The sequence below is a fragment of the Streptomyces sp. SDT5-1 genome (assembly GCF_052245995.1).
Classification (GTDB): domain Bacteria; phylum Actinomycetota; class Actinomycetes; order Streptomycetales; family Streptomycetaceae; genus Streptomyces.
Window position 1 is genome coordinate 461,308 of sequence record NZ_CM125963.1, and the last position, 12,485, is coordinate 473,792.

General features: G+C 70.1%; 11 protein-coding genes. 2 read left to right on the forward strand and 9 right to left on the reverse strand.

Features of this window, described 5'->3' with window-relative positions:
• Positions 1 to 6: 6 nt before the first annotated feature.
• Genes iolD through iolC form a run of 4 tightly spaced genes read right to left on the reverse strand, consistent with a single transcriptional unit; the run spans position 7 to position 4,598 of the window.
• Positions 7 to 1,884, reverse strand: a complete 1,878-nt coding sequence (gene iolD, locus ACTWJ8_RS02130) for a 3D-(3,5/4)-trihydroxycyclohexane-1,2-dione acylhydrolase (decyclizing) (protein WP_443262581.1) — start codon at positions 1,882 to 1,884, stop codon at positions 7 to 9.
• Complete coding sequence (gene iolB / locus ACTWJ8_RS02135) at positions 1,884 to 2,771, reverse strand: 5-deoxy-glucuronate isomerase (protein ID WP_443262582.1); 888 nt, start codon at positions 2,769 to 2,771, stop codon at positions 1,884 to 1,886. Before iolB ends, iolD begins: the two co-directional genes overlap by 1 nt.
• Complete coding sequence (locus ACTWJ8_RS02140; protein ID WP_443264774.1) at positions 2,768 to 3,631, reverse strand: Cgl0159 family (beta/alpha)8-fold protein; 864 nt, start codon at positions 3,629 to 3,631, stop codon at positions 2,768 to 2,770. Before ACTWJ8_RS02140 ends, iolB begins: the two co-directional genes overlap by 4 nt.
• A 10-nt stretch (positions 3,632 to 3,641) precedes the next feature.
• On the reverse strand, positions 3,642 to 4,598 hold the full coding sequence (gene iolC, locus ACTWJ8_RS02145; RefSeq protein ID WP_443262583.1) for a 5-dehydro-2-deoxygluconokinase: 957 nt from the start codon (positions 4,596 to 4,598) through the stop codon (positions 3,642 to 3,644).
• A 210-nt stretch (positions 4,599 to 4,808) separates the two neighbouring features.
• On the opposite strand from iolC, the gene ACTWJ8_RS02150 reads away from it, so the two are divergent.
• Positions 4,809 to 5,801, forward strand: a complete 993-nt coding sequence (locus tag ACTWJ8_RS02150; RefSeq protein ID WP_443264776.1) for a LacI family DNA-binding transcriptional regulator — start codon at positions 4,809 to 4,811, stop codon at positions 5,799 to 5,801.
• A gap of 458 nt (positions 5,802 to 6,259) precedes the next feature.
• On the opposite strand, the gene ACTWJ8_RS02155 is transcribed toward ACTWJ8_RS02150, so the two are convergent.
• Positions 6,260 to 7,621 (reverse strand): MFS transporter, encoded by a 1,362-nt coding sequence (locus tag ACTWJ8_RS02155; RefSeq protein ID WP_443262584.1) that lies wholly within the window; start codon positions 7,619 to 7,621, stop codon positions 6,260 to 6,262.
• Positions 7,622 to 7,832: 211 nt separating this feature from the next.
• Between ACTWJ8_RS02155 and ACTWJ8_RS02160 the strand changes: the two genes are divergently transcribed.
• Positions 7,833 to 9,536, forward strand: coding sequence for a tetratricopeptide repeat protein (locus ACTWJ8_RS02160; RefSeq protein WP_443262585.1), 1,704 nt, complete (start codon positions 7,833 to 7,835; stop codon positions 9,534 to 9,536).
• Positions 9,537 to 9,659: 123 nt separating this feature from the next.
• Here ACTWJ8_RS02160 and ACTWJ8_RS02165 read toward each other — a convergent pair whose 3' ends face one another.
• The 4 genes from ACTWJ8_RS02165 to ACTWJ8_RS02180 all read right to left on the reverse strand — a co-directional run bounded on the left by ACTWJ8_RS02165 (position 9,660) and on the right by ACTWJ8_RS02180 (position 12,471).
• Positions 9,660 to 9,908: a hypothetical protein gene (locus tag ACTWJ8_RS02165; protein ID WP_443262586.1), complete on the reverse strand. Its 249-nt coding sequence runs from the start codon at positions 9,906 to 9,908 to the stop codon at positions 9,660 to 9,662.
• Positions 9,909 to 9,986: 78 nt separating this feature from the next.
• On the reverse strand, positions 9,987 to 10,454 hold the full coding sequence (locus ACTWJ8_RS02170) for an Lrp/AsnC family transcriptional regulator (protein WP_443262587.1): 468 nt from the start codon (positions 10,452 to 10,454) through the stop codon (positions 9,987 to 9,989).
• A gap of 9 nt (positions 10,455 to 10,463) precedes the next feature.
• Positions 10,464 to 11,960, reverse strand: coding sequence for an amino acid permease (locus ACTWJ8_RS02175; RefSeq protein WP_443262589.1), 1,497 nt, complete (start codon positions 11,958 to 11,960; stop codon positions 10,464 to 10,466).
• Between the two features lie 46 nt (positions 11,961 to 12,006).
• Positions 12,007 to 12,471: a RidA family protein gene (locus ACTWJ8_RS02180; protein ID WP_443262590.1), complete on the reverse strand. Its 465-nt coding sequence runs from the start codon at positions 12,469 to 12,471 to the stop codon at positions 12,007 to 12,009.
• Between the last annotated feature and the right edge of the window lie 14 nt (positions 12,472 to 12,485).

Below are 12,485 nucleotides of genomic sequence, written 5' to 3' on the forward strand. Positions count from 1 at the left end.
CAGTCCTTACAGGTAGTGGCGCTGGGCCTGCTTGTGGGCGGCGTACGTCTCGTACGCGCTGCGGGTGGAGTCGAGGGCGGAGACCTCGCTGACGGGCACGTCCCACCAGCCGTGGCCGGGCGGGTTGGGGCCGTAGAGGTCGGTCTCGACGTGCACGACGGTGGTGCGGTCGGCGGCCTTGGCCTTGTCCATCGCGGTGCGGAACTCGTCCACGGTGGCGGCGTGCAGCACGTCGGCGCCGAGCGAGGCGGCGTTGGCGGCCAGGTCGACGGGGAGCACGTCGCCGTCGAGCTGCCCCGAACCCTGCTGCCGGTACCGGTATTTGGTGCCGAACCGCTGCGAGCCGAGGGACTCGGACAGGGCGCCGATGGACGCGAAGCCGTGGTTCTGGACGAGGACGATGATGACCTTCAGGCCTTCGGAGACCATGGTGACGATCTCCTGGGCCATCATCAGGTACGAGCCGTCACCGACGAGGACGACGACCTCGCGGGACGGGTCGGCCATCTTGGCGCCGACGCCGGCCGCGACCTCGTAGCCCATGCAGGAGTACGCGTACTCGACGTGGTACGCCTTCGGGTCGCGGGCCCGCCACAGCTGTTGCAGGTCGCCGGGCATGGACCCGGCCGCGTTGATCACTACGGCGCGGTCGTCGAGGCTGTCGTTCAGCGCGCCGAGGATCTCCGTCTGGGCGGGCAGCGGCGCGTGACCCACCGTGAAGCACTTCTCCTCGATCTCCCGGGTACGGGCGATGAGTTGGCGCGTGTGCACCCGGTACTCCGGTGAGACCTGCCAGTCGGCGAGCGCGTCCGCGAGGGCGTCGATGCCGAGGCGGGCGTCGGCGACGAGCGGTTCGGCGGAGTGCTTGACCGCGTCGAGGCGGGCGACGTTGAGGTTGACGAAGGTGACGTCGGGGTTGCCGAAGACGGTGTGGCTGGCGGTGGTGAAGTCGGAGTAGCGGGTGCCGATGCCGAGCACGACGTCCGCCTCCCGCGCCAGCTCGTTGGCCGCGTACGCGCCGGTGGAGCCGAGGCCGCCGACCGCGCAGGGGTGGTCCCAGGGCACCGCGCCCTTGCCCGCGTGGGTGTCGGCGACCGGGATGCCGGTGGTCTCCGCGAAGGCACGGAGCTGGGCCTCGGCGCCGGAGTAGACGGCGCCGCCGCCCGCGACGATCAGCGGCTTCTTCGCGGACTTGAGGAGCTGGACGACCCGCTCGACCGCGGCCTGTTCCGGGACCGGGCGGCCGATGTGCCACACCCGCCTGCGGAAGAAGTCCACCGGCCAGTCGTACGCCTCGGCCTGCACGTCCTGCGGAAGGGCGAGGGTGACGGCGCCGGTCTCGACCGGGTCGGTCAGCACCCGCATCGCGGCGAGCGCGGCGGGGATCAGCTGCTCGGGCCGCGTGATGCGGTCGAAGTACTTCGACACCGACCTGAAGGCGTCGTTGACGGTGACGTCCCCGGCACGGGTGTCCTCCAACTGCTGGAGCACGGGATCGGCGGCGCGCGTCGCGAACATGTCGGAGGGCAGCAGCAGGACCGGGATCCGGTTGGTCGTCGCCAGCGCCGCACCGGTGATCATGTTGGTGGAGCCGGGCCCTGTGGAGGCGGTGCAGGCGAAGGCGGCGAGCCGGTCGCGCATCTTCGCGTAGGCCACCGCGGCATGCACCATGCCCTGCTCGTTGCGCGCCAAGTAGTACGGCAGATCGGCCTCGCCCGTGGTCGCCGCCTGGAGGAGTGCCTGGCCGATCCCGGCCACGTTGCCATGCCCGAAGATGCCCCAGGCGCCGGGGATCAGCCGCTGCTCCTGGCCGTCGCGCTCGCTGTACTGGTTGGCCAGGAAGCGCACCAGGGCCTGGGCCGTGGTCAGCCTGATCGTTTCCATCAGTGGTTCTCCTTGGACCCGAAGGGCAGCCGGTCGTCGACGTCCTGCGTCTGCCAGGTGGAGCGGACCCAGCCGTGGGCGGGGTCGTCGCAGATCAACCAGGCGCGGTCCTGGCCGGGGCCGGCCATCACGTTGAGGTAGTACAGGTCGTAGCCGGGCGCCGCGATCGACGGGCCGTGCCAGCCGTGCGGGATGAGTACCGTGTCGCCGTCCCTGACCTCGGCCAGGACGTCCAGCGGCCGATCCTCGGTCCCGTACACACGCTGGTAGCCGAAGGCGTTCTCGCCGCCGTCGAGCTCGAAGTAGTAGATCTCCTCCAGCTCCGACTGCTCGCCGGGAATCGCCTCGTCGTGCTTGTGCGGCGGGTACGACGACCAGTTCCCGCCCGGTGTCAGGACCTCGCACACGAGCAGCTGGTCGGCGTCGAAGGTGCCCGGCAGGCAGTAGTTGTTGACCTGCCGCGAGCAGGCCCCGGCGCCGCGCAGCTCGACGGGCACGTTCTCGACCGGCCCGTAGCGGGCGGGCAGGTCGCGCTCGGTGCGTGCGGAGGGGAGCGCGAACCGGCCCCCGGAGGCGCTGCGGATCACTGCTTCCGTGGCCCGCGGCACGTATGCGAAGTCGGTCGCGGAGGCGAACACACCGCTCCGCCCGGCCAGTTCGAAGGTCTCGCCCGCCACGGAGACGGTCGCGGACCCTTGCAGCGGCAGCACCAGGAACTCGGCGCCCCCGGTGGTGAAGGAGTGGGACTCGCCGGGCGCCAGTGTCACGATCCGCAGCCCGGAGTGGCCCCAGCCCGCGGACTCGGGCGTGACCTCCAGGTCGTACGCCCCGGCGGCCGACGTCCCCTTCGGGAGGTGGTACTTGCTGGTGTCGGTGTAGCGGCTCACAGCAGCCCCACCGCCCGGTCCACCGCGCCGGCGACGTCGCCGTCGGAGGGATAGAGCAGGGAGCGGCCGACGGTCAGGCCCTGCGCGGTGGGGAGCTTGAGGGCCTTGCCCCAGGAGGCGAAGGCGGCATCGGGGTCCTTGACCTCGCCTCCGAGCAGCACGGCGGGCAGCGTCGAGGAGGCGAGTACGCGCTCCATGTCGTCGACGACCGGCAGCTTCAGCCACGTGTAGGCGGAGCGCCGCCCCAGGCCCGAGGCGATGGTCACCGACTTGATGACGGCATCCGTGGTCAGGTCGTTGCGGATCCGGCCGTCCTGCTGCCACGCGGACATGAACGGCTCGACCATGGCGATCAGTTGCCGGTCGTTGAGCTGGTCGACCGCGTGCGCCGTGTTCTCCAGGACGGAGGGTGTCGCCGGGTCGTCCAGCGCGATGCGGGTGAGCATCTTGCCGCCGTCGAAGCGCATCTCCGCGATGGTCTGCGCGTCGTATCCGGTGAACCGGTCGTCGATCTCGAACGTCGACCCCGCGAGGCCGGCGCGGTTCATCGAGCCGAACACGCTCTTGCCGTCGAGGACGCCGAGCAGCAGCAGGTCCTCCAGGATGTCGGCGGTCGCCAGCACCCCGGTCACTCCGGGCCGTTCCAGCGCGATGCACATGCGCTCGAGGAGCTCGAAGCGGTCGGCCATCGCCGACGGGTTGGAGCCCACGGCGTTCGCGCCGCGCGCCGGGTGGTCCGCGGCGATGATCATCACCTTGCCGTGCTCGCCGAAGGGCGACTCCGCCCGTACCCGGCGGGCTGCCGCCTCGGCGACGGCTCCGGGCTCGTTTACGCGGGTTCGGACGATCCGGTCGGCCATCCACGACTTGTCAGCGGACAGCATCCGCCACCTCCTGCAGCTTGGACTCGACCTCGGACTCGGTGGGCATGGCGTCGGCGCAGGACAGCCGGCCCGCGACGACGGCTCCCGCCGCGTTGGCGAAGGAGACGGCGCGCCGCGTGTCCCAGCCGGACAGCAGGCCGTGGCAGAGCGCACCGCCGAAGGCGTCACCCGCGCCGAGACCGTTGACCACGTCCACGGGGACCGGCGGGATCTCGCAGACCGAGCCGTCCCGGTCCATCGCCAGAACGCCCTTCGGCCCCTGCTTCACCACCGCCAGCTCGACACCGGCCGCGAGCAGCGCCTTCGCGGCGGCGAGCGGCTCGCGCTCCCCCGTTGCGACCTCGCACTCCTCGCTGTTGCCGACCGCGACCGTGGTGTGCCGCAGGGCCTCGGCGTAGTACGTGCGGGCTTCGGCGGGGTCCTTCCAGAACATGGGACGCCAGTCCAGGTCGAAGACGGTGGTGCCCGCCTTCGCCCGGTGGGCGAGGGCGGCGAGGGTCGCCGAGCGGCTCGGCTCCTCGCTCAGCCCGGTGCCGGTGACCCACAGGATGTCGGCCCCGCGCACGGCGTCGAGGTCCAACTCGCCCGGCTCGATGTCCAGATCGGGCGCCTTGGGCTGACGGTAGAAGTACAGCGGAAAGTCGTCCGGCGGGAAGATCTCGCAGAACGTGACGGGTGTCGGCGCGATGTCCGACGCCCCGACGTAGCGGGTGTCGACGCCATAGCCGTCGAGCGCCGCGCGGACGAAGTCGCCGAAGGGGTCACGGCCGGTCTTGGTGATCACCGCGGCGCGGTGCCCGTGCCGTGCGGCCGCCACGGCGACATTGGTCGGGCTTCCGCCCAGGTATTTGCCGAACGACGCGACCTCGGCAAGACCCACTCCCGTCTGGAGCGGATACACATCCACTCCGACACGGCCCATGGTCAGCACTTCGAACGACATCACGCGGGGTCCCTTCGCTCAGGACGAGGCAAGTACCGGTGCGAGACCGGACGACGAACTCACTGTCGCGCTCTACTAGCGCGCTCTAGTTCGAGTACGATGACCCCTGTTCAAATGTCATGTCAATAGGTTGTTGCCGCGAGATTTCGTGGACGCACGACGAGAGGCGTGGAGTCACAGGTGAGCGAGACGGGCAAGCATCGCCCCACGATGGCGGACGTCGCCGAGAAGGCGGGAGTGTCGCGGGCTCTGGTGTCGATCGTGTTCCGCAACCAGCCGGGGGCGGGCCAGGAGACGCGTGACCGGGTGCTGCGCGTGGCCGAGGAGATCGGCTACCGGCCCGACAACGCGGCGCGACTCCTCGCCCGGGGACGCAGCCGCACCCTGGGCGTGCTGTTCACCGTGCACCAGCCGTTCCAGGCCGACCTCGTGGAGGGGATCTACCCCGAGGCCGAGCGGCGCGGCTACGAGGTGCTCCTGTCGGCGACGGCTCCGGGGCGCGACGAGGCGCAGGCCGTCGAGGCACTGCTCGCCCACCGCTGCGAGGCCGTCATCCTGCTCGGCCCGCTGGCGGAGCAGGCGCAGCTTGAGGCACTCGGCGCGCGCACCGTGGCGGTCACCGTCGGCCGACGGGTGCGCGATGCCCGCCTCGACAGCGTCTTCACGGCCGAGAACAAGGGCGTACGGGAGGCCATGGACCATCTCGTCGCGCTCGGTCACCGCCGCATCACACACGTCGACGGCGGACGCGATCCGGGCTCGGCGGAGCGGCGCCGGGCCTATCGGGCGGCGATGCGGCGGCACGATCTGCAGGACACGGCGCGGGTCATCCCCGGCAGTCACACCGAGGACGCGGGCATCGAGGCGGGACGGCTACTGCTGGCCGAGCGCGAGCAGGGCACACCTCTGCCGTCGGCGATCTTCGCCTCCAACGACCGTTGTGCGATGGGCCTGTTGATGGCGTTCGCGCGGGCGGGCGTGGACGTGCCGGGCGAGGTCTCCGTCGTCGGCTACGACGACAGCCATCTGTCCCACCTCATGCCCGTCGCACTGACCACGGTCCGCCAGGACGCCGTGCTCATGGCCGAAGAGGCGGTACGTTTCGCGGTGGAGCGACTGGAGGACGAGACGCTCGACATTCGGGAGGCCGTCATCGACCCGAAGCTCGTCGTACGGGACACGAGCGGCAAGCCGGCGGCCTGACCGGGCCGGGCCGGTCAGGCCGCATGTCAGGGGCGACACTGGTCCACGCGCAGGCGTGGTGGGACGGTGTCGCATCACTGTCGGGCGTTGGCGGCAGCCCTCCCTGGGGCACCGCGCGGCTGCGCTTCCGACATGCGCCCACGCACGTGCCGACGGGACTGCTGGAGCCCCCCCCCCGAAGCTTGAAGATCTCCACGTCACGGAGAAACCCGGAGGGGGAGCACGCCGCGCCGCTCCCTGGTGATCGACCTGCTCATCGCCACCACCCCCGCCACGGGCCCCACCGCGAGCGCCGCCGGCGCCACCCTCCAAGTGCGGGCGGCAAGGCTCTCCTTGCCGCCCTGTCGACACTGGCCGTTCCGATCCAGCGGTTCTCCGACGAGCGCGCACAGGACCTCGCCACCGAACTGCGGCAGCAGGCCCGGTTCCTCGCCGATACGTCGATCTGAGCCCGGTGCTCAGTGCGCCCGCGTACGACCGCGGTTGCGGGCCAGGAAGAGACTGAAGACGACGACAGGCAGCACGAGGAGGCCGGCGAACGCGTTGAGGCCGCCGAAGCCGATGCTGCCCATGAGCGGCCCCGACACACAGGCCCCCGCCGCGGCGACCACGTTCATCGCCGTGTCCGCGACGCCCTGCACCCCGGGCCGCAGCCGCGCGGGTGTCGCGTCGCTGAGCATGGCGGAACCCGCCACCAGGCTGAACGACCACCCCAGGCCCAGCAGGAAGAGGCCCGCCATCACCATGGGGACCGACCCGCGGCTGAAACCGGACAGCAGCGCCGACACGACAAAGACCACCTGTCCCGCGAGGGTGACCGTAAGGTGTCCAAACCGGTCGGCGAGCCACCCGACCACCGGTGAGAAGGCGTACATGCCCAGCAGGTGACCGCTGATGGTGATGCCGACGACGGTGAGTGTCTCGCCGTGGCCGGCCATGCTGACCGGTGTCATGGTCATCACCGCCACCATGACGGTGTGAGCGGCAACGATCGCGAGGAAGGCGAAGGCGGCGCGGGGCGTGCGGCGAAGATGTGCCCGGACCTGACGCAGTGTGCCGGTCATCGACTCCTTCGCGGAGTCCTGCGACGACGTTCCAGCGGTCGCGGGCTGCGACTCGTCCTGTGTGTTCTGCCTGGAGAGCAACAGCGGATCGGGACGCAGCCAGACCCACAGCAGGATCGACGCCACCGTCATGCACACGGATGCCAGAAGGAACGCCCCGGTGAGCCGCGGAAGATGCAGGGCCGTCGCGACGGAGGTGCCGGGTTCGGCGAGGTTCGGGCCGATCACCGAGCCGATCGTCGTCGCCCACACCACGACGGACAGCGCCCGCGCCCGCCGGTGCGGCATGGCCAGGTCGGCAGCGGCGAACCTGCTCTGCTGATTCGTGGCGCCGCCTGTCCCGAACAGCAGCATGCCGAAGGCAAGCAGCGGTACCGACCCCAGCACGGCAGCCGCGACCAGGATGAACCCACCGATCGCGGCCGCGAGCCACCCCGCGCTCAGCGAGGATCTGCGACCGCGGCGCTGGGCGAGGAAGGCGAGCGGTATACCGACCACGGCGGCGCCCGCCGTCATCGCCGTACGGGCGAGGCCGGCGTAGGTCTCGCTCTGCGCGACATCCTCGGCGAGGAGCGAGCCGAGTGAGGACGCCACACCGACCCCGACACCGCCGACTGTCTGAGCCGCCACGAGCAGCCGGACCGTCCGCTTCTGGACGGCGGCCACGTGCTCCAGCGCCTCCCACGGCTCGGCGGGGGCCGCGCCGTCTGCTCCAGCCGCGGCTTCAGCCGCTTCTTCCTGCTGCGGGACGGACATACGTGTGCAACTCCTTGGGACGGGAGAGTGGGGGTGCCGAAGTGGCAGCTCACGGTAGGTTTGCCGGACACCGGCGCAGAAGAGCAGCACGTTGAATGGCCGTATAGCCGCCGTCTATGGCCGCATCACCGAACGTCCTCTACCAGCACCCCACCGCGATACGTACGGTCGTGCCGTCCGTACGTATCCGCACGTGTTGGGAGAACGCCCGGTGTCCGACTACGCCTACGACTTCGGCAAACACGGTCGCCCGGTGACCACCCGGTCCGCCGATGCCCAACTCTGGTTCGACCGAGGGTTGTTGTGGGCGTACAGCTTCAACCACGACGAGGCCGTCGGCTGCTTCGAGGAGGCCGCCGAGCACGATCCGGACTGTGCGATGGCGCACTGGGGCATGGCCTATGCGGCGGGGCCGAACTACAACAAGCCGTGGCGCCTCTTCGACGACCGCGACCGCGCCGCCACCCTCGAGTACGGGCACGCGGCGCTGGAGCGGGCCCGGTCCCTGGCCCCGAGCGCGACCCCGGTGGAGCGTGCTCTGATCGAGGCGCTCGTGCGCCGCTTTCCCGAGTCGACGGCAGGCGACGAGATCGCCGAGCCCGCGCTGCTCGACCGCGCGTACGCCGACGCCATGCGCTCCGTCCACCGGGAGCATCCCGACGACCTCGACGCGACCGCGCTGTTCGCCGAGGCGCTGCTGTGCGTGAGCCCGCGCGCTCTGTGGTGCGACGACGGCGAGCCGGCCGGCGAGCACGTCGTCGAGGCCCGCGAGGTGCTGGAATCCGCGCTGGCCCGGCCCGAGGCACAGGACCACCCGGCGCTGAACCACATGTACATCCACCTGATGGACATGTCTCCCCAGCCCGAGCTCGCCCTCCCCGCCGCCGACGCGCTGCGGCACGCGGTCCCGGACGGCTCGCACATGGCCCACATGTCCACCCACATCGACGCGGCCTGCGGTGACTACCGCAGCACCATCGACTCCAATCACCACGCGGCCGCCGTCGACGACAGGTACTTCGCCCGCGAGAGGCCTGTCGGCCGGTACTTCTCCTACCGCGCGCACAACATCCGATTCCTTGCCTACGGCGCGATGATGGCGGGCCGGTCCCGCGATGCGCTCCGGGCGGCCCGGCGCCTCAACGAGATCGTCACACCCGAGGTCCTCAAGGTCACCAGCCCTCCCATGGCGGACCTCGCCGAGAGTTACCGCACCACGCTCCCCCACGTCCTCATCCGCTTCGGCCACTGGGAGGAGATCCTCGATCTCGAACTCCCCCAGGACAAGGAGCTGTTCGCCTCCACCACGGCGATGACCCACTACTCAAAGGCCATCGCCTACTCCGCCCTGGGCCGCATCCCCGAGGCGGAGGCGGAGCGGGAGGTCTTCGAAGCCGCACGGGCGGCCGTTCCCGAGTCCCGGTTCAGCGCCCTGCCGGCGAAGGAGATCGAGGTACTCGAAGTGGCGACCGCCATGCTGGACGGCGAACTGGAGTACCGCAAGGGCAACTTCGACGCCGCGTACGCCAGCCTGCGCCGCGCCATCGAGGTCGAGGACTCGCTGCCCTACACCGACCCGCCGGCCTGGCTGCTCCCCGCCCGCCACCCCTACGGCGCACTCCTGCTGGAGCAGGGCCACGTCGAGGAGGCCGCCGCGGTGTACAGGGCCGACCTGCGCATGGACGACACCCTCACCCGCTGGCGCACCCACCCGAACAACGTGTGGAGCCTGCACGGCTACCACGAGTGCCTCACCCAGCTGGGCCGCCACGAGGGGGCAAGGCAGCTGTCGATCCAGCGCGACATCGCGGTGGGCGCCGCCGACATCGAGATCGGCGCGTCCTGCTTCTGCCGCCTCAGCGCATTCGAGGACGAGGCACAGTCGTGCTGCGCGTCCGAGGTGGCGGCCGAGTAGCGACACGGCCGTCGGCCGCCACCCCGGATTCCCACACCGAGAACAGGCGCGCCCCGCACACGTCGTGTCGTGCGGGGCGCGCCTTCGGCGCACGGCGGCGCCGGTCGTCGCGAAGCAACAGGGTCACGGACGTGATCGCCGCCGCCACGGCCAGAATGCCCAGGAGCAGCCGATCGGGCACGGCGCCGCCGATCCGCGCCAGGTGTGTTCCTCCAGCCCGGCCTCGCCTCGACGCTGATGAGGGAGGGACGGGAGGGCCGCGGCGCCGTCGAACAGCAGGAACAGCGCGCCCAGCAGGATGAACAGGCTGCCGCCGATGACGGACGTGGTGTGCCAGGTCAGCGGTCCCACCTGGGGGGTGCGCCCGCGCACCCAGCGCTTGTGCCGAGGTCGAAGCGGTCCCACAGCAGCGCCGGCAGTGCCGGAAGACACCACCACGCCAGGTGCGGGTCAGGTGGGCAGCGGGCGCGGGCCGACGACCGGTTTCATCACGATGGTGGAGGACAGCCGCTCGACGGTCGGCAGCGTTCCGAGCTTCTCCTCGAAGAGCCGCTGGTACGACTCGTTGTCGGCGGTCACCACGCGGAGCAAGTAGTCCGGGATGCCGTACAGCCGCTCCGCCTGGACGACCTCGGGGATCGCCGCGACCGCCGCGTCGAAGGCGGCCAGGGAAGCGCCGTCCCCCTTGTTGAGGTTGACGAAGACCAGGACCTCGAACCCCAGGCCGATGGAGACGGGGTTCACCACGGCGTGGTACCCGCGCAGCACCCCGGCCCGCTCGAGCTCACGTACACGCCGCTGGCAGCGGGACACGCTCAGCCGCACCCGCTCCGCCAGCTCCGTGATGGTCAGCCTGCCGTCGCGCTGGAGTTCGGCGAGGATCTGGCGGCCTACGACATCCTGGGGACCGATTTCCATCGCGTCAGGCTAGGAGTCCCGCGGGGACTCGGGTAGGGCCTCCTGGTGAATCGGGGTATAGGTGTCGGTTATGGCTGAGGGGTGCCCTCCGCCGCGCCGGGTGTGGATGCGGTACGCCGCGTAGACCACGGCCACCCACCCCGCCGAGACGGCCAGCGAGACACGTGTGTCCGGGAGGATGGCCATGCAGACCAGCACGGCCGCCACGAAGGCGAGGGCGATGTAGTTGCTGTAGGGATGGAAGGGCATCCGGTACTTGATGTCCCCGTCGGTACCGTCCGCGATCCTGGCCTTCCGGAACCGTAGATGGCTGATCACGATGGAGGACCAGGCGCAGACGAGGGCGAAGGACGTCACTGAGGCGAACACCTCGAAGACGCGGCCGGGCATCAGGTAGTTGAGCAGGACGCCCGCGAACATCGTGCCGAAGACCAGCAGGACGGCTCGCGACGGGACGTTCTTGCTGTTGACCTTCCCCAGGAACGCCGGCGCGTTCTTCTGCAGTGCCAGGTTGTAAAAGGTACGGCTGTTGGTGAACACGCTGGAGTTCACGGCGGACAGGACCGCGGTGATGACCACCAGGTTCATAACAGTTGCGGCGGCCGGGATGCCGGTCCTGGAGAAGACCTCGACGAACGGGCTGCCCTCACCTCGAAGCGAGGTCCACGGGAAGACCGTGACGAGGACCGCGATGGCGCCGACGTAGAAGATGAGCAGGCGCCAGAAGGTCGCGTTCACGGCCTTGGGCATGGTGGTGCCGACCGCCTCGGCCTCGCCCGCGGCGAGACCGAGATTTTCCACGCCGCCGAAGGAGAAGGCCACCATCACGATGGACAGCAGCAGGCCGCTGAACCCGTGCGGGAAGAAGCCTCCGTGGTCGACGAGGTGGTGGAGGCCGACCGCACGGCCCTCGTTGCCGAGCCCGAAGAAGATCAGCGCCGCACCGAAGAGGATGAACCCGACGATGGCCGCGACCTTGATGATCGCGAACCAGAACTCGGCCTCGCCGTAGAACTTCACGCCGATCATGTTGACGACGAACAGCAGGGCCACCGCCGCCAGCGCCGTCACCCAGATGGGAACCGCGGGGAACCAGAACTGCATGAAGGTGCCGAGGGCGTTGAGTTCCGCGGCGCTGGTGGCGAGCAGGAAGATGAAGGCGTTCCAGCCGTTGAGGAAGCCGGCGAACCGGTGGATGTACCGGTTCGCGTAGGACACGTAGGCACCCGAGACCGGTTCTTCCACCGACATCTCGCCCAGGGCCCGCATCACGAAGTAGATCGCCGCCGCGGCCCCGATGTACGTCAGGATGATCGCCGGCCCCGCGGTCTCGATGGCCCAAGAGGAGCCGTAGAAGAGCCCGGTGCCGATCGCGCCGCCGATGGCGATCATCTGGATGTGACGGCTTTTGAGGTCCCGCTTCAGGTCTTCCTGCTCGTAGCCCGAAGTGGCCCTGCTCGTACGTTCTTTGGTGGTGCTCGCTTTGGTCGTGCTCGTTTCCGTCATCGCGCTGCCTTCTTCCTTGAAGGGTTGTCGGGCGAAAAGCGGCTGGTCACTTGACGCGGATGACGGCCTCGATCTCGACCGGCGCGTTCATCGGGAGGGCCGCGACACCGACGGCGGAGCGGGCGTGCCGCCCCTTGTCCCCGAGGGCTTCGGCGAACAGGTCTGAGGCACCATTGGCGACGAGGTGGTGCTCGGTGAACTCCGGTGCGCCCGCGACGAATACGGTGATCTTGACGAGTCGTTCGACCCGGTCGAGATCGCCCGTCGCCTCGCGGGCCTGGGCGAGGACGTTGAGCGCGCACCACTGGGCGGCGAGGCGTCCTGTCGCCGTGTCCACGTCCTTGCCGAGCAACCCGCCGGCCACGAACTCGCCTTCTCGCAGCGGAAGTTGTCCGGAGGTGAAGAGCAGATCGCCGGTCTGTACGCAGGGCAGGTAGTTGGCCACGGACGCGGCGGGCCGGGGCAGCTCCAGGCCCATGTCGGCCAGGCGCTTTTCGACGTGTGACGTCATGATGTGTCGGTCCT